The sequence below is a fragment of the Peribacillus butanolivorans genome (genome assembly GCF_001273755.1).
Taxonomy (GTDB): domain Bacteria; phylum Bacillota; class Bacilli; order Bacillales; family DSM-1321; genus Peribacillus; species Peribacillus butanolivorans.
In genome coordinates, this window is record NZ_LGYA01000001.1 from 2,966,468 (window position 1) to 2,986,390 (window position 19,923).

General features: G+C 38.5%; 11 protein-coding genes, 2 pseudogenes and 1 riboswitch. Of the genes and pseudogenes, 1 reads left to right on the top strand and 12 read right to left on the bottom strand.

Annotation, left to right across the window (positions count from 1 at the left end):
• Nucleotides 1-30 precede the first annotated feature (30 nt).
• The 12 genes and pseudogenes from AKG34_RS13550 to ku all read right to left on the bottom strand — a co-directional run bounded on the left by AKG34_RS13550 (nucleotide 31) and on the right by ku (nucleotide 17,921).
• A complete protein-coding gene (locus tag AKG34_RS13550) occupies nucleotides 31-1,947 on the bottom strand; it encodes a PTS fructose transporter subunit IIABC (RefSeq protein WP_053346555.1) in 1,917 nt (638 codons plus the stop codon).
• A 4-nt stretch (nucleotides 1,948-1,951) separates the two neighbouring features.
• Nucleotides 1,952-2,872 (bottom strand): 1-phosphofructokinase, encoded by a 921-nt coding sequence (gene pfkB, locus AKG34_RS13555; protein WP_053346556.1) that lies wholly within the window; start codon nucleotides 2,870-2,872, stop codon nucleotides 1,952-1,954.
• Nucleotides 2,872-3,198, bottom strand: a pseudogene (locus tag AKG34_RS28985) (DeoR family transcriptional regulator); the annotation flags it as partial. The pseudogene AKG34_RS28985 and the gene pfkB, both read right to left, overlap by 1 nt.
• Nucleotide 3,199: 1 nt before the next feature.
• Nucleotides 3,200-3,568: pseudogene (locus tag AKG34_RS28990) on the bottom strand (DeoR/GlpR family DNA-binding transcription regulator); the annotation flags it as partial.
• Between the two features lie 309 nt (nucleotides 3,569-3,877).
• Nucleotides 3,878-5,146, bottom strand: a complete 1,269-nt coding sequence (gene odhB, locus AKG34_RS13565) for a 2-oxoglutarate dehydrogenase complex dihydrolipoyllysine-residue succinyltransferase (RefSeq protein ID WP_053346557.1) — start codon at nucleotides 5,144-5,146, stop codon at nucleotides 3,878-3,880.
• A gap of 1 nt (nucleotide 5,147) precedes the next feature.
• The gene (gene sucA, locus AKG34_RS13570; protein WP_053346558.1) at nucleotides 5,148-8,000 is read right to left on the bottom strand and encodes a 2-oxoglutarate dehydrogenase E1 component; all 2,853 of its coding nucleotides are present in this window, start codon (nucleotides 7,998-8,000) and stop codon (nucleotides 5,148-5,150) included.
• A 362-nt stretch (nucleotides 8,001-8,362) separates the two neighbouring features.
• Entirely contained in the window at nucleotides 8,363-9,133 is a 771-nt protein-coding gene (locus AKG34_RS13575; protein ID WP_053346559.1) for a dioxygenase family protein, read from the bottom strand.
• A gap of 74 nt (nucleotides 9,134-9,207) precedes the next feature.
• Nucleotides 9,208-9,972, bottom strand: coding sequence for a polysaccharide deacetylase family protein (locus tag AKG34_RS13580; RefSeq protein WP_083450786.1), 765 nt, complete (start codon nucleotides 9,970-9,972; stop codon nucleotides 9,208-9,210).
• Between the two features lie 99 nt (nucleotides 9,973-10,071).
• Nucleotides 10,072-13,521: a methionine synthase gene (gene metH, locus AKG34_RS13585; protein ID WP_053346561.1), complete on the bottom strand. Its 3,450-nt coding sequence runs from the start codon at nucleotides 13,519-13,521 to the stop codon at nucleotides 10,072-10,074.
• Entirely contained in the window at nucleotides 13,514-15,361 is a 1,848-nt protein-coding gene (locus AKG34_RS13590) for a bifunctional homocysteine S-methyltransferase/methylenetetrahydrofolate reductase (RefSeq protein WP_053346562.1), read from the bottom strand. The genes metH and AKG34_RS13590 overlap by 8 nt, the downstream gene beginning before the upstream one ends.
• A gap of 103 nt (nucleotides 15,362-15,464) precedes the next feature.
• A riboswitch (SAM riboswitch) is annotated at nucleotides 15,465-15,563 on the bottom strand.
• A gap of 126 nt (nucleotides 15,564-15,689) precedes the next feature.
• The gene (locus AKG34_RS13595) at nucleotides 15,690-16,325 is read right to left on the bottom strand and encodes an MOSC domain-containing protein (protein WP_082527396.1); all 636 of its coding nucleotides are present in this window, start codon (nucleotides 16,323-16,325) and stop codon (nucleotides 15,690-15,692) included.
• Between the two features lie 750 nt (nucleotides 16,326-17,075).
• The gene (ku, locus tag AKG34_RS13600; RefSeq protein WP_053346563.1) at nucleotides 17,076-17,921 is read right to left on the bottom strand and encodes a non-homologous end joining protein Ku; all 846 of its coding nucleotides are present in this window, start codon (nucleotides 17,919-17,921) and stop codon (nucleotides 17,076-17,078) included.
• A gap of 149 nt (nucleotides 17,922-18,070) precedes the next feature.
• On the opposite strand from ku, the gene AKG34_RS13605 reads away from it, so the two are divergent.
• Nucleotides 18,071-19,918, top strand: a complete 1,848-nt coding sequence (locus tag AKG34_RS13605) for a DNA ligase D (RefSeq protein ID WP_053346564.1) — start codon at nucleotides 18,071-18,073, stop codon at nucleotides 19,916-19,918.
• The last annotated feature ends 5 nt before the right edge of the window (nucleotides 19,919-19,923 follow it).

Genomic DNA, 19,923 nt, shown 5'->3' on the forward strand with positions numbered 1-19,923 from the left:
ATGATTATTGAACCCGCCTTTTTTCGTGATTTATTTCTGTTTCTTTTTCCAGATTCCCAATATAAACGCAGTAATAAGAGAACCTATTAATATTGCCAGCATATAGCGAAATGGATGATTGACTAGCGGGATAACAAATATACCGCCATGTGGTGCCGGAAGAGTGACGTTAAAAGCCATCGACAGTGCACCAGCTGTTGCAGCCCCGATTACACTGCTTACGATAACTCGAAAAGGGTCAGCTGCCGCAAAAGGAATAGCTCCTTCTGTAATGAATGATGCACCCATAAAGTAATTAGTGAATCCAGATTTTCTTTCCATTTCACTGAATTTACTTTTAAAGAATGTAGTCGCAAAGGCAATTCCGAGAGGAGGTACCATTCCACCTGCCATTACGGCAGCATGAGGCCCGAAACTTTGTGCTTCAATAGCTGCAAGTCCGAAAGTGAAAGCGGCTTTATTCAGGGGTCCACCCATATCTACAGCCATCATACCTCCTAGAATCAATCCAAGCAAAATAGCATTCGTACCTGATAAACCTTGTAGCCAGTTGGTTAAGCCTATGTTTACTGCAGTTACTGGCTCATTTATTACAAATATCATGATTAAGCCTGTAATTAACATGCCGAATACAGGATAGAGTAAAACTGGCTTAATCCCTTCGAAGTTCTGTGGCAACTTGGAAAACAATTTTTTCAATAATAAAACGACATATCCGGCAAGAAAACCAGCAATTAGACCACCTAGAAAACCAGCATTAGCTTGTGCTGCTAATAACCCTCCAACCATACCTGGAGCAAAACCTGGACGGTCAGCGATACTTGAGGCAATAAAACCGGCAAGTACCGGGACAAGCAAGAAGAAGGCACCGCTAGCCCCTCCGCCAATATCACTTAATGCTTTGGCAATGGGATTAAATTCAGGCTTTGTTGGATCCGCTGCTTCAATTCCGAAAAAGAAAGAAAGCGCAACCAAGATTCCGCCTCCTACAACAAATGGAAGCATATTACTTACACCGTTCATTAAATGCTTGTAAATCCCAAGCCCTCCTTTTGATGAATCACCATCCTCACTTCTTTCATTCCCGGTTCCTTTATAAACTGGTGTATCCTGATTTATGGCCCGATTTAGCAGTTCTTCAGGCTTCCTAATACCATGGGCAACTGGGACGATAATGACATGTTTTCCATTAAAACGATCCATCTCGACCTGCTTATCCGCAGCAACAATAATCGCATCTGCATCTGCAATATCTCTAGCTGTTAACCCATTTTTTATTCCCGTTGAACCATTTGTCTCTACCTTGAAATCGATTCCCATTTCTTTTGCCTTTGCCTTCAAGGCATCGGCCGCCATATAAGTATGGGCAATCCCAGTTGGACAAGCTGTAACGGCAAGAATTTTTCCTTTGGTACTTATAGCAGTGGCACTTGTTCGTTGTTCTTCTTGTTCTTCTTGTTCTTCTCTTTCTTCTCTTTCCTCTTCATCCGCTTCCTGTTCTTTTTGATTGATTATGTCTAGCACTTCCTCTTTGGAAGTAGCAGAAATCAGACGGGACCTGAAGTTTGTATCCATTAGTAATGAAGAAAGCCGGGAGAGTGTCTCTAAGTGGTCTGTATTGGCCCCTTCGCTAGCTGCAATCATAAAAAATAGATGTGCTGGCTGACCGTCAAGCGACTCATATTCAATACCTGATACCGATTTACCGAAACAGATAGCCGGTGTTTTCACAGCACTTGTTTTTGCGTGTGGAATAGCTATTCCCTCACCAATCCCTGTGGTGCTTTGTTCTTCACGTTTTAAAATGGCTGCTTTGAAAGTATTTTCATCATTTAATTTGTCGGCTTTGGCTAACTTCCCGGACAATTCATCAATAACAGCTTGCTTTGTATCACTTTGTAAATCGATAATAATTGTATCTAATTTCAACAAGTCTGTAATTTTCATAGAGTTAGCCCCCAGTTATCTTATTTATTTCAATTTGCGGTAATAATTCCTCGATTTTATCCAATGTACAGAGATCGGATGAAAAGGCTGTAGCACTTCCTGATGCAAGACTGAAACAAAAAGAAGCGAAAATATCCTCTGTTTTTTCATATGTTCCAATAAACCCAGCCACCATGGAATCACCGGCACCCACCGAGTTTATAACTTTTCCTTTTGGAACATTAGCGGTATATGAATCGCCATCCGTGCAAAGTACAGCACCACTTCCTGCCATTGAAACTATTACGTGCTGAGCACCGGATTCAACCAGTTTAGATCCGTATTTGCTTGCATCCTCAACATTTTTAATTTTAGTAGAGAAAAGCTCACCAAGTTCATGATGATTAGGCTTAATAAGAAAGGGGCGATGTTGAAGTACGCTCAACAACTCTTTTCCGCTCGTATCCACTACTAATTTAATGCCATTATCTGAACACGTTTTAGCCATAGATTCGTATACATCAGAAGGAACGCTTGATGGAATGCTTCCTGATAAAACAAGAATATCGTTGTTTTTCAGCTGCTCGATTTGACTGAATAACTGTTGATAGTTCGCCTTTGAAATAACTGGTCCTTGGCTATTAATTTCCGTCTCCATTCCAGTTTTCAACTTAATGTTGATTCTCGTATCTCCTGCTATCTCTGTAAAGTCCGTAAAAATCTCTTCTTGTCTTAAATACCTTTTTACAAACTCTCCAGTTTGTCCGCCAATGAAACCAAAAGCTGTTGTATCATTTCCAAGCCTTTTAAGCACTCGAGAAACATTAATTCCTTTCCCACCAGGAAATTTAACTTCATAGCTTGTTCGATTCACCTTGCCCATTTGAAAATTTTCCACCTCAACCAGATAATCAATGGATGGGTTGAGTGTTACTGTATAAATCATTAAATAGTCACGACCTTTATCTTGGGATTTTTTTTGAATTGAGCAATAGCATCTTCATTATTCCTATCAGTTAGGATTATGGCATCGCTTACATCCGCAACCTTAGCGAAAGTAGCTTCATTCAATTTAGAACTGTCAGCAAGCACGTAACTTTCGTTAGAGAGTCGCAATGCTATTTTCTTCATCAAAGCTTCCTCAGGGTCTGGAGTGGTGAAACCCATTTCTTGATGGATACCATTCATACCTAAGAAACATTTATCGAAGCGATATTCGTTTAGAAACTGTACAGCGGTGCTACCTACAACTGCATTAGTGGTTAATCGTTCNAAGGCCATTTGTTAAGACCGTTACATTTTTATCTTTTAAATAGGGAATCATTTCTGAGATGGTCGTACCTGCATCAAGGTAAATACAATCATTCTTCTCAACAAATGATGAGCCTAACTTGGCTATACTTTGTTTTTCAACTATTGCTTTATTTTGCTTTTCCATTGTTGAAGGCTCAAGGCCTTTTCTTTGAAGCAATGCAGCTCCGCCATGCACACGCTTCAATGCCTTCATTTCTTCGAGCTGCACTAAATCTCTTCGAATGGTTGATTCTGATGCATGTAACAGATCTACAAGCTCCTGCAACTTAATCGTTCCTTGTTTCTTAAGAAGCGATATGATGAACTGGTGTCTTTCTGTTGTCAACAATTCGCCCACCTCCAGTTTAATATCATCATCATATCTGAAATAGATAGAATAATCAATCATAAACGTTTAAATTTATTCAAATTCATTCACTTTTCACCATCTAATTCATTCAAAAACATTCATTTTTTAAAGATTAAAATCAAAATCACTATCTATTTAAGCATTTATAAATTTTTCATTTACCCTTTCAAGAATTTCATTTCCTATTACCTTGATTAGACGGTTCTTCCCTATGAAAATATGTATTTATTTTCCTGTATCAAAAAAACCCTCTGTCATGATGACAGAGGGTTTTAATAATTTTACTTATTAACCTTGAAGTAAAAGTTGTTCTGGATCTTCAAGCATATCCTTGATTGCTACTAAGAAACCAACTGCTTCTTTTCCATCAACGATACGGTGATCATATGATAATGCAAGATACATCATTGGTCTGTTTTCGATTTGATCTCCAACAGCGATTGGACGTGTCTTAATTGTATGCATCCCTAGGATACCAACTTGTGGCGCATTCAAAATTGGTGTAGATAAAAGGGAACCGAAAGTTCCACCGTTTGTGATAGTAAAAGTACCACCAGATAAATCTGAAAGCCCTAATTTGTTGTTACGCGCTTTAACAGCTAAATCCGAAATGTTTTGTTCGATTTCAGCAAAGCTTTTACGGTCAGCGTCTCTTACTACAGGAACAACTAGTCCTTCATCAGTGGATACGGCTACACCGATATCATAGAAGTTCTTTTTCAGAATATGGTCGCCTTTGATTTCAGCATTCAATAATGGATACTTTTTCAAAGCTCCAATAACAGCTTTAGTAAAGAATGACATAAAACCAAGTTTAACATCATTAGCTTTAACGAAAGAATCTTTATGACGGCTACGTAATTCCATAACTGCAGAAAGGTCGACTTCGTTGAAAGTTGTAAGCATGGCAGCTTCAGATTGAACTTGAACTAAACGTTTAGCGATAGTTTGACGACGGCGAGTCATTTTCACTACTTCAATACGGTCATCGTTCACTTCAACAGGAGCAGCTGCTTGTTTAGCTGCAGGAGCTGCTTGCTTAGGTGCTGCTACAGGTACAGGGGCATTACTTGCTGCTTCTACGTCTTGTACACGTACACGACCTAGTGGATCAACAACAGGCACTTGAGTTAAGTCAATTCCTTTTTCCCGAGCCAATTTTCTTGCCGCTGGTGAAGCAATAACTTGCTGAGTTGAAGATGCTTCTTTCGTTTCTGCTTTTGGAGCTTCTTGTGCAGGAGCCGCTTGTTCCGCTTTAACTGGTTCTGCTTTCACTTCTTCAGTCTTAGGAGCTTCCGCCTTTGGCGCTGCTGCTGCTGTTCCATTTTCATCAACGATAGCGATAGATTGTCCAACTTGGACTGTATCGCCTTCTTCTGCTAAAAGTTCTGTAAGCGTACCAGTATAATCTGAAATGATTTCTACGTTTACTTTATCAGTTTCCAGTTCAAGGACATATTCACCTTTTTCAACACGGTCACCGGGTTGTTTTAACCATTGCGCAATAGATCCTTCAGAAATTGATTCTGCTAATTCAGGTACTTTTACTTCAGCCATTTTATTTCTCCCCCTCATTATTGCGTGTTATTGCTTGAGTCATAATCCGTTGTTGTTCGTTTTTATGGACTAGTGGATCTCCCTCAGCCGGACTGGATCTGCGTTTTCTGCCGATATATGTTACAGAAAGGTTACCTGGTGCCGCTGCATTTAAGCGAGGTTCAACAAATGTCCAAGCTCCCATGTTTTTCGGTTCTTCTTGTGCCCAGAAGATTTCTTTTAGGTTCGTATATTTTTTCAATGCTTCTTGAACGCCAGTGAACGGGAATGGATAAATCTCTTCGATACTGATGATTTGCAACCAATCCGTATTTTTTTCAGCTGCTGCTTTTTCACGAAGTTCAACAACCAATTTACCTGTTGCAAAAACAATGCGCTCTACTGCTTTTGGTTTTTTGCCCAATGCTTTTGTTTCTACGAATGATTCAAAACTACCTACACTGAATTCTTCAGCTGTAGAAGCCATCACCTGATTACGAAGCATACTCTTCGGTGTCATGATGACAAGTGGACGTACTTGCTCTTGTTCCAGTATTTTAGCTTGTCTTCTAAGGATATGGAAGTATTGAGCTGCCGAACTTAAGTTAGCAACTGTCCAGTTGTTTTCAGCTGCTAATTGAAGGAAACGTTCTAAGCGGGCACTTGAATGCTCTGGTCCTTGTCCTTCATATCCGTGTGGAAGCAGCATAACAAGACCTGATCTTTGACCCCATTTTGCACGGCCTGCCGCGATAAATTGGTCAAAGATTACTTGTGCTGTATTTGCAAAGTCACCGAATTGACCTTCCCAAAGAACAAGTGTTTCAGGTGCGAATACATTATAACCATATTCATACGCTAGAACTGCTGTTTCAGTAAGCGGGCTGTTATGAACAGCGAATGAAGCTTTAGCAGTTTCAAGTGTGTGAAGTGGTGAATATGTTTTTCCATTAACACTGTCATGCAACATAATGTTACGCTGTGCGAATGTTCCACGCTCTGAATCTTGTCCAGTTAGACGAATTGGAGTACCGTCATTCAAAATGGATGCAAATGCAAGTGTTTCAGCATGCGCCCAGTCAATTTTACCGTCATCTCCAAATGAATCTAAGCGACGTGATAAGATTTTCCCTAATTTTTTATTAGGTGTAAATCCTTCTGGCCATTTAACAAGTTCTTCATTAATTGAAACAAGTTCTCCTTTTGATACAGCTGTTTCAATAGTAGGAAGTCCTTTTTCAATAATGCCCGGCGGGTTACATTCTTTAGTAGCTTCTGGTTTATTTCCAGAAATTCTCGCATAAGCATCTGCCAGTTTTGTATCTACTTGCTCTGCCACTGTTTTAACTTCATCCTCTGTGAACTCGCCAGATTGAATAAGTTTATTAGCATAAAGTTCTTTAACTGTTGGATGCTTATGAATCAATGCATACATTTCAGGTTGAGTAACCAATGGCTCATCCATTTCATTATGACCGAAACGTCTGTAACCGATTAAATCGATCAAGAAATCTTTATTATATTTTTCGCGATATTGGTTAGCAAGGTTTACTGCAGCCATACATGCTTCTGGATCGTCAGCATTCACATGCACGATAGGCACTTCAAAGCCTTTAGCCAAATCACTAGCATATTTAGTTGAGCGTGAATCTTCACTTTCCGTTGTAAAACCAATCATGTTATTAGCGATGATATGAATAGCTCCGCCAACTTGGTAACCGCGCAGACGGCTTAAGTTAAACGTTTCCGGTACAATTCCTTCACCAGGGAATGCTGCATCACCATGAATCAGGATTGCAAGTGATTTTGAAATATCTTGAACCGGGAAGCCTTTTTCTGTACGGTCTTCTTGGGCCGCACGAGAATACCCTTCCACGATTGGACCAACTACTTCCAAGTGACTTGGGTTATTCGCAAGAGTAATTCTTGCTTTTTGTATATTTGCTTTAGTAATTTGTTTATCCAGACCTAAATGGTATTTAACATCTCCTGTCCATCCGTAATTAATGCCAGTTGAACCTTCGGAAGGAACTAAATCTTTATTAGGTGAATGTTGGAATTCTGAAAAAATAACCTCATATGGTTTTCCTAGAACATGTGCAAGTACATTTAAACGTCCTCGGTGAGCCATCGCAATATTTACATTTCCAGTTCCATTTTGAACAGTCTGTGAAATCATTTCATCTAAAATCGGTACTAAAGTATCTAGTCCTTCAATAGAGAAACGTTTTTGCCCTACATATGTGCGATGAAGGAATTTTTCGAACCCTTCAACTTCATTCAAGCGTTTAAGTAATAATGCCTTTTTCTCTTTAGCCACTTCCGGGAACATGTTTCCGGATTCGACCATATCAGTAAGCCATTGCTTTTCGTCCAGGTCATTAACATGGTGAAATTCAAAGGCTATCGTTTTTGTATAAAGTTGTTTTAGGTATTGTACGGCTTCGTATCCGTCTTTCACATCATTAGGTGATTCGGGACAAATAAAGTCAGCCGGGATTTTTCTTAAATCATCTGCAGTCAACCCATATTTTTCGAAGTGAATTTGTTCCGTGTCTAATGCTTCTTCTTTTAAAGGATAAATATTTGCAGCTAGATGTCCATATGCACGGATATTTTCCGCTAATTTTACTGCAGACATTATTTTCTTCATAGGAAGAACTTCTCCAGTTTGTACAGTTGGTGCATTTCCGATAGTTACTTCAGCCGATACATCAAATGAAGGAGGACCTGATACTTCAAAAAAGTTTCTCAGTTCCGGATCTACTTCTTCCGGATTGGCTTGAAATAGATCGTATTGCTCCATGACATACCCAAGGTTTGGACCTGAAAAAGTTTTCCATGGGTCGTATGCCTTAGCGTCCTTGATGGTCATTTTGTAAACCCCCAAATTTTTCTCATAATTTTTTTCATTGCGTTTTATCCATCCCCAAATTCTTACTTCTAAATTTTCCCCAAATATATGATATATAATAAACAAATTTGGTTATTGAATAATAAAATTTTTAAGGATAAAACGTTTTCAGATGTTATATTAACATGTTTTTGTCGAAATATCCAAAGGTTAAAACACTTTATTCACCCTTTTTGAAACTATTTTTCTGCTTAATTCGTCATATTACGCCTTTAACAGACTTTATTGCTCATTTAAGTCCTTTTTCGCTAAAAAAAGATTTTTGTATTTTTGCATTTTGATTATCACCAGGTATATCTTACCATACCAAAAACCCTTTAAAATCAGTCAAACTGCCAAGCTGTTAAACTCAGATTCCCATATTGAAAAGTCCGGTGTAACAGCTTTGGCTTTTTGTTGTCATCTCCTGATCCCATGGCGATGACTAATGGAATAAAATGCTCTTTTGTAGGTACAGCATCTTTACTATAAGGAGCCATTTGCTCATAGTTAACCAAAGTCTCCATATCCCAATTCATGATCTTTTCTTCTACCCACTCCTCAAAACTGATTGCCCATCCCTCTGCCACATGCATATCTTCCTGAATATGGTTAAAGTTATGGACAATTCCACCGCTCCCGATAATAAGGACATTACTTTTCTTAAGATCCCCCAATACTTTGCCGATCTCATATTGCTTCGCAAATGGAAGATCAGGACTAATAGACAATGATACGATAGGGATATCGGCTTCAGGGTACATAATATGCAAAAGTCCCCATGCCCCGTGATCGAGCGGACGCCTATCATCTAGTTCCCCTAATACACCTATTTTTGACAATAAGGTTAATATTTTATCGGATAGCTCTAGACATCCCGAAGCGGGATATGTCACCTGATATATTTCTTCAGGAAAACCGGCAAAATCATAAATAACTTCATGTTTACTGACTGCTGAAATCAACTGCTCCTTACTTTCCCAATGTGCTGACAGGATAACGATTGCAGTTGGTTTATTCATAACTTTCATATATTCCTTTAAAAAAGAAGTGTAGCTGTTTTTTTCCAATGCTAATAGAGGTGTTCCATGTGATAAAAACAATGATGGCATCATAGAAACGATATATCCTTTCCCATGTATTCTCTTATCCCTATACCTTAATTTACTATATATAAACACTGAGTTCATCATTTAAATTGTATTTTAGGAGTTGTCTCATCTATCGTATCAAAGGTATACCCTTCTCTTTTTAGGTTTTCTATAATATCCGGCAATGCTTTTACCGTATTTTTCATACTATTGATATCATGTAATAAGATATTAACATGCTTTTGATCTTTCAATCCTCTTTTCACAGAGGTAATGATTTGTTGCTCACTTATCGAAGGACTGATGCCATCTGTTGAATCGATGTTCCAATCAAAGTAAATATAACCTTTTTCTGATAATTGTTGAAGGATTCCATTAATGATTGGTTTAGTTGAAACCTGATGTCTAAGATGATTATTTGAACCACCCGGTATACGTACAATACGGCTCTTTACCCCATACTCTTTTTCAAGCATGGTTTCAAGCCTATTCAGATCTTGAAAGAAACTTTCTGTTGACCGATAAACAATAGAATATTCATGTGTATAGGAATGGAGGGCGATTTCATGACCCCGGGAAATCATTTCTTTATAGCATTGTTTTGCGTAAGGTTCTTCATTACCTTTTACAAAAAAGGTAGCTTTAACATGATATCGATCTAATATATCTAAAATATCCATCGTATTCGTAGACGGTCCATCATCGAATGTCAAATATGCAATTTTCTGATCTTCTTTACTTTTTACAAGCGGTGTTATTTCTTCCGGAATTGTTGCGTGTACTTGAACTGGCGGTTCACCTGTTATAACCAAGATAATAAAAGCACCCATTATGTAAAGATATAGTCGGAATAGACTCCTCATATAGTTGTATCCCCTTCCTTTTGACAATTAAGGTGTACTAATTCAGGGGTTTCATGCGCAATAAGACAGCGGTAAAAAATACCGCTGTCTCCTCACTGCTTATCGATCGACATTAAAGTAACGCGCTTCAGGATGAGCAAATACAATAGCTGAAACAGAAGCCTCTGGTTCCATCATGAATCCTTCAGTCAATTCTACTCCAATATCCTGCGGTTGTAACAAACGGAATAGCTTTTCTTGGTCTTCCAGATTTGGACAAGCTGGATAACCAAATGAAAACCTTTGACCGGTATACTTGGCTGCGAACCGCTCTTTCATTGACATTTCTATAGGATCGCTTATACCCAGGTCATCTCGCATCAATTGGTGGATTCTTTCTGCAAATCCTTCTGCAGTTTCAAGAGCCAGTGATTGAAGAGCATGGTTTTTCAAGAAATCACCTTCAAGTTTTAGTTGTTCTGCCCATTTTCTGATACCTCTACCAGCTGTAACGAGGAAGAAACCAACATAATCCATTTCCCCGGAAGAAACCGGCTTCGCAAAATCCGCCAAACAAAGGTGTGGACTTGTATCTTGTCTAGGAAAATCAAATGTTTCCAATACTTCCTGATGATTATCCGGATTATAAATGAATAACTGGTCTCCATCACTTTGAGCAGGGAAAAATTGATAAATAGCATTTAACCCGTAGTCTGGTTCTGCCTTTAAGAATTCAATCAGCTCATCAACCAAATCATTCAGTTGAATTGCTTTTTCATTCCCTTGCTTCACCAGCTCAGCAACTTTACCTTTTAATCCCAAATGATGACCAATTAACATTTGCCTATTAATATATGGTTGGATGACATCTAATGGATAATTTTTCAAAACATGTCTTTTGATGTCACGCGGTTTTTGAACCGGGACATTGCTTAACGGAGCTGCTGGTGTTTGCTTGCGAACTGGTTTTTCCATGGTTGCTGCAATTGCCGCATTGGCTTTCGATTTTTCCCGTTTTGCAACTAACTCCTCTAAGTAGACAACCTTTTTATTGGAATCATGTAAAATATTCGTGACAGCTAATCCATCCATAGCATCTTTGGAATATAAAACAGGACCGCCATATTCTGGTGAAATTTTGAAATCAGTAAATTTACGGGATAATGCTGCTCCCCCCACTAATATTGGAGTATCAATCCCTGCCTGTTTTAAATCCTGGGCAGTTAAAACCATTTGCTGTGCTGATTTTACAAGTAATCCAGACAGGCCTATGATAGTAGGCTCATGTTTTCGGACCTCTTCAATAATTTGTTGTGGTGCGACTTTAATTCCAAGGTCAATGACTTCATAGCCATTATTGGAAAGAATGATATCCACCAGGTTTTTACCAATATCATGTACGTCACCCTTGACAGTCGCTAAAAGGATCTTACCTTTCTTAGCACTGTCTTCAGCATTTTCCATGAGTGGTTCAAGATGTGAGACAGCTGCCTTCATCGCCTCAGCACTTTGAAGTACTTCCGCGACAATGAGCTGATTATCATTAAATAACCTACCCACTTCACTCATCCCATCCATCAATGGTCCATTGATGATTTCTAATGGAGCGTCACCACGCTCGATTGCTTTATTTAAATCTTCAATTAAGCCTTCTTTCGTTCCCTCAATAATATAGTTCCCTAAACGTTCGTTTAACGGAAGGATAACACCATTATCTTTCTTCTCCGCTTTTTTTCCACGATAAAATTCAGTGAAGATGGCTAATGTTTCAGTAGAGGTATTAAACAGGAGTGCTTCGGCCAGTTTCACTTCCTCTTCCGGTATCAAAGCAAATCGTTCAAGTTTTTCCGTATTCACAATTGCGTAGTCAAGACCAGCCTTTGTACAGTGATATAAGAAAACGGCATTTAGAATTTCCCTTCCGCGTGCTGGGAGGCCGAACGACACATTTGAAATTCCAAGAATCGTTAAGCATTCCGGGAATTTCTCTTTGATTGCCTTAATTCCTTTAACCGTTTCTAAAGCAGAGCCTATATATTGCTCATCTCCCGTACCTACAGGGAAAACAAGCGGATCAAAAATGAGGTCGCTTTCGTTTAGGCCATATTTATTTACTAGCAAGTCCACAGAGCGGGTAGCCACTTCAATTTTCCGTTCAGCATCAACGGCCATTCCAATCTCGTCAATTGTTCCTACCACAACGGCAGCACCGTATTGATGAACGAGTGGAACAATTTTTTCAAAGCGCTCTTCACCATCTTCAAGGTTGATAGAATTAATAATTGACTTTCCTTGAGAATGCTTTAAAGCCTGTTCAAGAACGGCTTCATCTGTAGTATCAATGACTAATGGTACTTTCACTTTTTTGACAACTTCTTCAACGAATTCCTTCATATCACCTAGCTCATCACCATCAGGATCAGCAAGACAAATATCAATGACATGGGCGCCTTTCTTCACCTGAGCACGAGCAATTTCGGCAGCTGGCTCATAATGCTTCCCACGAATTAACTCCTTGAATTTACGAGATCCGATGACGTTCGTTCTCTCACCGACGAACAAGGGACGCATTGAATCATCATAAATAAGTGGCTCAATTCCTGATACGGCATGGCCATGTGCTGATTCCTTCATTTCACGGGGCTGTACGCCTTCTAGAACCTTAGAAAGCTCTTTAATATGTTCTGGTGTTGTTCCACAGCAGCCCCCAATGATATTGACCCAGCCTTTTGCTGCAAATTGCTTCATTTTCTCTGCAAGGGAAGTCGGGGATTCATGATAATGACCTTCTTCATCAGGTAGGCCTGCATTCGGATAACAGCTAATGGCACTGTTTGATATATCTGCAAGTGTCCGAATATGGTCTATCATGAACTCTGGTCCTGTCGCACAGTTCAAACCAACAGCCACAGGCTTCATATGTTCCACTGATAAATAGAACGCTTCAATGGACTGACCGGCTAGGGTCGTACCCATCGGTTCGATTGTACCTGAAATGATGACAGGCACTTCTTTCCCTGTTTTAGCAAAGGCCGCTTTTATTCCAGAAAAGGCAGCCTTAACATTAAGCATATCCTGACAGGTTTCTACTAACAACAGGTCCACACCACCGTCTAATAGACCGAGTGCCTGTTCTTCATAAGAATCGGTTAAAATATCAAATGTGGTTCCTCCTGTAACAGAAAGTGTTTTTGTTGTTGGTCCCATTGAACCAGCAACATATCTTGGCCATTTATCATTTGAATATTTTTCACAAGCTTTCACGGCAAGTTCAGCTGAAATTTTATTAAGCTTATAAGCAATCGTACTTATTTGGTATTCCTCAAGAACGATGCTCGTGGCTCCGAAGGTATTTGTTTCAATAATATCTGCACCTGCTGCTAAATATTTTTCATGGATGGTTTGGATGATTTCAGGTTGCGTCAGTGATAAATATTCATTACACCCCTCGAATTGTTCTCCCCCAAAATCCTTTACTGTTAAATTCTCAGCTTGTAGCATGGTTCCCATTGCACCATCAAGAAGGAGAATCTTAGACTTTAACTGTTCTTGAATCGCTTTTTTATTCATGTACTGCCACCTCTGATGTTTGTTTACTATCGACTTCTCTAATATATTTTGTAAGTTCCGCAGTCATTTCATAGCGAAGGAATGGTGTAATTAAATAAATTCCCTTGAATTTTTCTCTTGCGGCGTCCACCAGTTCTCTGGCGATATTCACACCTTCCATTCTTGACTTTATCGGGTCATCCCCAGCTAAAGCCATAGCCCGCCTTACATTATCAGGTAATTTAATACCCGGTATTTCGTTATGGATAAATTCCGCATTTCGTGTGCTCGTTAACGGCATGATTCCGACGAAAATCGGAGTATCTATATGTTTTGTCGCCTCATAAACCTCTTCAATCTGATCAACTGAATAAATCGGTTGGGTCAAAAAGGACTGAGCACCACAAGCAATCTTCTTTTCCATCCGCTGAACGGCCTTATTCAAATATTTCACATTTGGGTTAAAGGCAGCCGCAATTTTAAAATTTGCCCGTTGACCAAGACTTTGACCGGAATAGGAAAGACCTTCATTAAATTGTTTTACCATACTAATTAAGTCAAATGACGATAAATCATAGACTGAAGTTGCACCTGGGAAGTCCCCTATTTTTGAAGGATCACCAGTGATAATCAGAATCTCGTTCAACCCCACCGTTTGAAGCCCCATTAAATGTGATTGAAGGCCAATTAAGTTCCTATCACGGCACGTAATATGCACCATTGGATTTACATCTAATTGGTTTTTCAACAAATTGGCCAGCGCCTCATTAGATATCCTCGGTGAAGCAAGTGAATTATCAGCTAATGTAATCGAATCAACACCCGCATTTTTTAATGCCTCCGCACCAGCCATAAAACCTTCAATTCCTAATTTTTTCGGCGGATCAAGTTCAACAAGAATCGTTCTTTCAGTTTTGGCCTGCTCATGCAGGGGTAGTTCCAGTTCTCTATGATTCACTTCAATTATTTCGATTTCACGGGCTTTCGTCATTTTTTCTTCTACTGGAACTAAACTCCCAATCGCATTTTTCACAGATTGAATATGAAGTGGTGTTGTTCCACAACACCCACCGATTATCGTGGCACCCTGCTCACGAAGCTCAAGGGCACTTGAGCCAAAATATTCAGGCACTGCTTTATAAACTAGTCTTCCATCCACGTAATCCGGTAGGCTGGCATTTGGATAGATAGCGATAGCCGCATGCTTTGGCAAAGTCACTTCTTCCAAGGCGCGAATCATATGATGTGGACCTAGACGGCAATTCACACCAACAACATCAGCACCCAATTGCTCGAGTTTTTGAAATGCTTCATTTAAATGGATCCCATTTTGAAGATTACCTAATTCATGCATCGATACATTCGCAATAATTGGCAATTCTGTTTCTTTTTTAGCAATTTGCAACACGGTTTCAAGTTCTTCCAGATCATAAAATGTTTCAAGGAGAATCCCATCAGGATTTTCTATAAGCAGACTATATAGCTGCTCACGAAAACCTCGCTTAATTTCTTCCATGCTTAAATCCGATTTACGGATACTTCGCTGCGCCCCTATAGTACCAAATACAAATGCATTGCCTTTTGCAGCTTTTTTAGCAAGGATAACTCCCTGACGGTTAATTCGGCTTACTTCATCTTCAAGACCATGCCGTTTCAATTTATTAAAGTTGGCTCCGTAAGTATTCGATTGTAGAATATCAGCACCTGCTTCTAAATAGGCACGATGAATGGATTCAATTTGATCAGGATTAGTGCAGTTTAATTCCTCATAACATTGATCGATTCCATATGAGTATAATAATGTTCCCATTGCTCCTTCTCCAACCAGCATTCTTTCTTTCAATTCTTTACGAAAATCCATATGTACACCCTCTCTCAAAAACAATTCTGTTTTTGTCGTTTTCTATGAGTATGAGAGAAAAGAAAAAAAACCTTCTCAAAGAAGAAGGTTTTTTGAAACATTCTCCTCATCTATCAAGCTCTGCTTGCTGGATTTAGCACCTTTGCCTAAGCTGGTTGCTGAGGTTTCCTCGGGCCAGTCCCTCCACCTCTCTCGATAAGATCCATTTATAAAGTTTTCTTAACATTTCAAAATTTGTTTATATTTAATTTACATTAATAATCTGTCAATTTCAATAGTTTGATAGTCATTTTTTTCTTTTCTACTAAGATCATACATCCTTCAAAGTTTAAACTCTCTTTAATATCCTTTGTTTCCAGTCCTCCGCTAACGAATCTACAGAAAGTAGAGCATGAGCTCCATCCTGTCCGTCTCGATTATGCAGGATCACTTCAGTTGCATAATATACTGAGATATTTTCTTGAAGTCGATCTAATAAAACAATTTCATCTTGTTTTTTAATAACTCCTTCTTGAATGACCTTTGCAAAATAACCAGTAAAACTTGTTTTCATCACTGATGTCAAAAACTTAGGTTCTTGGTTAAAGTGAGAAATAGTCGAGCAAGGAATTCGTCCTTGGGTGATCTGAACAATTGTCCCACCTATTTGATAGATATCACCGATATACGTTTGAGTTTCCATCATCCCAGCTACTGTTAAATTCTCACCAAAAGCAGGGATATCAAGCTGTTTAGAGAATTTTTCATTCCAAAATGAGTAATGCTCAAAAGGATAAATACACAATGCACGGTCAGGGCCTCCATGGAACTTTAGATTACCTACTCCATCTCCAACTATTCCTGATTTTGTTACGGTCACATTATCCAAAGTTTTTTTATCCATAGCTGATAAAATCTTAACATTCGAAAACATTTCCTGTTTAGGCTTTCCGGCTTGAAGGGACACGATTTTTCCATTTTCCAATTAACATCTTCCAATCCTATTTACTTTATATCATCCTTATATGAATACATTATACTAAAAATTCATTTTATTCTGCATCTATTTTAATTACTTTACTATTTCAGAGAAGATAAAAACGTCTACTTCCGGGAGAAATGGTGGAAAATTACTGATTTTCAGAAAAATCTTACTATAGTTTCGGTAATTTGGTTGCTATTTCAGAATTAAATATGGTAGAATATGAACACAATATATAGTCGAAAAACAAATTTGGTCGCCTATATGTTGATTTCACGATTAATTTCCTCATTGTCGCTCTTCAGGGAGCGAATTTTTTTGCCTTCTTCAAATCCACTCCTCAATCCCTACAATAAAGATCAGCTATATATCGCCTTACTGAATGACTTTATCATCTTCAGAATAATATTTTACTCTGCTCAGAATCACTCCATTAAAACACATCAGCCTAAAACACTACCTTTTCTTTTTAAATTCTCAGCTTCTTCTCTGTCAAAAAGAACCATTCCGTTTTTCTTACTAAAAAAACCACGGTTTTTAATTCACATTCTTCCTCTACCGCATAGATTAGTCCTACAAATATCTCCACGGGCAACCCAATTATCTTTACAAAACACAAACTTCATTAATATGTATTCCGTTTAAATTGTTCAGCTATGTGTACCTTTAACCACTGCATTCACATTGTTTCCCTTCTGATAAAACAAAAAGAAGCTGAGAGACATTGGTTCGTCTTCCACTCAGCTTCTTTTTTTACGCTTGTTTCTTTTTTTTCGGTGCCGCTTTTTTCCGGGTTGTCGTTTTTTTCCCTTCCAGTTTATCAGGTTTCGTTCGATCAATGGATGCTTGTAAAGCTTCCATTAAATCGGTAACATTGTTGGGCACTGTTTCTTTTGTTTTGGCTGTAATCGTCTTCTGTCCTGTTTTCTTTGATTCAATCAGCTCAAGTAACGCCGTTCGATAATCATCATTGTATTTTGTCGGATCAAAAATCGTTGTCAATTGATCTATTAACAAAATTGCCGTATCAATTTCTTTTTTTACAATTGTATCATTTGCAGGGATATTCGGAACATCTGCTGCAGAGCGTACTTCATCTGGGTAATGAATCGTTTCCATCAACAAGGTGTTATCTACAACCCTTATTACCGCCATTTGTTCCTTTGAACGGATGATGATTTTTGCTAACCCAACCTTATTCGATTCCTTGAGTGCTTGCCGCAATAGGGAATAGGCTTTTATGCCACCATCATTTGGAGACATAAAATAACTTCGGTTAAAATATATCGGATCTATTTCTTCAATCTTAACAAAATCCATGATTTCCACTGATTTTTCTTCATTTTGTTTTTTAAGTTCTTCTAGCTCACTGTCTTCTAATACAACAAACTTTCCTTTTGTATATTCAAAAGCACGAACAATGTCTTCCTTGCCTACTTCCTTCTGGCAGACCGGACAAACTTTTTCGTATTTAATTGGTGAGTGGCATTCCTTATGCAACGTTCGTAAGGATATATCCTTATCTTCCGTTGCGGCATGAAGTTTTATCGGAATGTTCACCAAACCGAAAGAAATGCTTCCCTTCCATATGGTATGCATATTCGTCACCTCATAACTTTTTATAAATAGAAGTACAGACTTATTATTCCCTCTTGTCTAAAATAATTCGAAAAAATATTTGCCAACTCTAACACCTCATTATTTTGGCAAAAATAATGTCAATCACTAATTGCGGAGGTACAAATAAAATGAAGCCGATGCTACCAACATATTACCCCGAAGCCCCGAAATCCACGGATTGGCGTTATGAAGTCAAATATGACGGTTTTCGTGCCATTTTAACAATAGATGCCCATACGGTAAAAATTACGAGTCGAAACGGGAAGGAATTATCTTCTCTTTTCCCAGAAATCAGTACATTTATTAATGACCTAGATCTTAAAAGTTTTCTACCACTGCAGTTAGATGGAGAATTAGTCTGGCTCACAAATGAAGCAAAAGCAGACTTTTTTGAGGTACAATGGCGTGGCCGCCTACGGAAACAATCCCTGATTTCTGAAAAAGCTAATTTTACCCCGTGCCGGTTTATCGTGTTTGACCTGCTTAGGATCAACGGAAATGACCTTACCACTAACTCAATGTCAGAACGAAGGAAAATGATTAAAAACCTTGGAGAAATACTTAAATTGCCTATGCCTCCTAATCCAAATGATAAGGCTTTAATTCAATTGATTGAGAGTTATGTCGATTTAGATAAGGCAATAAATAAAGTCATCCTCTTAGATGGAGAAGGGATAGTCGCCAAGGAAATTCAAAGTACTTGGCAAGAAGGAAAACGTTCCACTTCCTGGATCAAAGTGAAAAATTGGAGGGCTGTTTCCTGCTTCATCACAGCTTTGAATAAAGAAAACGGATATGTTTCCCTCGCAGTATATAAAGGGAATGAAATCACGAAAATTGGTAGTGTCAAAAATGGGCTTAGCGCTCACGATAAAAGTATCTTACATGAACTGATTAAACAAAATGCTTCAGAAGAAGACGAACAATTCTTTTATATACATCCGTCCATTTGTATTGAAGTTCAATTTTTACATGTATACGAGGAAAATGAATTACGTGAACCTCAGTTTTCACAATGGCTTTTACAGACATCCCCCAATGAATGTACTTGGGAAAAATTCGTAATTAGCCAATTTACATTTCCAGATTCAATACAAATATCTTCCCGGGATAAACCACTTTGGATAATCGATGACAAACAGGTGATAAAAGTTGAATACCTTCAATATTTACGAGAGGTTTCTGCATTTTTCTTACCCTTTTTAAAGGATAAACTGCTAACAACGATTCGTTATCCCCATGGATCTATGGACAATGAAAAATTTTTCCAAAAAAACAAACCAGATTATGCGCCTGCATCTATTAAAACGTTCAGGGATGAGGATATTGAGTATATGTTGTGTAATGATATTGAAACATTGCTGTGGTTTGGCAACCAACTTGCCCTAGAGTTTCATACTCCATTTCAGAAAGCGGGAAAAGTAAAACCTGATGAAATCGTCCTGGATTTAGACCCACCCTCGATTGAATTTTTTTCTTTAGCAATTAAAGCTGCACTTGAAATAAAGAAGGTAATGGATTCTTTAAATATCAAAGCATTTGTAAAAACTTCCGGAAACAAAGGGCTGCAAATTCATATCCCACTACCGGAAGACATCTTTTCCTATCAAGAAACACGTATGTTCACCGATTTTCTCGGTCATTATTTAATAAGCTCTTACCCAGATGATTTTACAATGGAACGATTGAAGAAAAATCGGCAAAATCGACTCTACCTTGACTTTGTACAGCATAGTGAAGGGAAAACCATTATTGTCCCTTATTCCCCGCGCGGTAATCCGTTTGCTGGTGTTGCTACACCATTATATTGGGAAGAAGTGGGCGAAAGACTTCAGCTCAAAGACTTTACGATTGTAACCGTACCAAATAGAATTAAAAGATTGGGGTGTGCCTTTAAGGATTACAGACATGTCAATAACGGCCCTGCTTTTCTTGAGGTTTTGTCCTTTCTCAAACAAAAAAAGACCAACTCATAGTTGGT

What these genes read in the sequence shown, in the direction of transcription:
- AKG34_RS13575 (WP_053346559.1), bottom strand. Translation starts at nt 9,133, where the DNA reads ATGATGCCATCATTGTTTTTATCACATGGAACACCTCTATTAGCATTG.
- ku (WP_053346563.1), bottom strand. Translation starts at nt 17,921, where the DNA reads ATGCATACCATATGGAAGGGAAGCATTTCTTTCGGTTTGGTGAACATT.
- AKG34_RS13550 (WP_053346555.1), bottom strand. Translation starts at nt 1,947, where the DNA reads ATGAAAATTACAGACTTGTTGAAATTAGATACAATTATTATCGATTTA.
- metH (WP_053346561.1), bottom strand. Translation starts at nt 13,521, where the DNA reads ATGAATAAAAAAGCGATTCAAGAACAGTTAAAGTCTAAGATTCTCCTT.
- sucA (WP_053346558.1), bottom strand. Translation starts at nt 8,000, where the DNA reads ATGACCATCAAGGACGCTAAGGCATACGACCCATGGAAAACTTTTTCA.
- pfkB (WP_053346556.1), bottom strand. Translation starts at nt 2,872, where the DNA reads ATGATTTATACAGTAACACTCAACCCATCCATTGATTATCTGGTTGAG.
- odhB (WP_053346557.1), bottom strand. Translation starts at nt 5,146, where the DNA reads ATGGCTGAAGTAAAAGTACCTGAATTAGCAGAATCAATTTCTGAAGGA.
- AKG34_RS13590 (WP_053346562.1), bottom strand. Translation starts at nt 15,361, where the DNA reads ATGGATTTTCGTAAAGAATTGAAAGAAAGAATGCTGGTTGGAGAAGGA.
- AKG34_RS13580 (WP_083450786.1), bottom strand. Translation starts at nt 9,972, where the DNA reads ATGAGGAGTCTATTCCGACTATATCTTTACATAATGGGTGCTTTTATT.
- AKG34_RS13605 (WP_053346564.1), top strand. Translation starts at nt 18,071, where the DNA reads ATGAAGCCGATGCTACCAACATATTACCCCGAAGCCCCGAAATCCACG.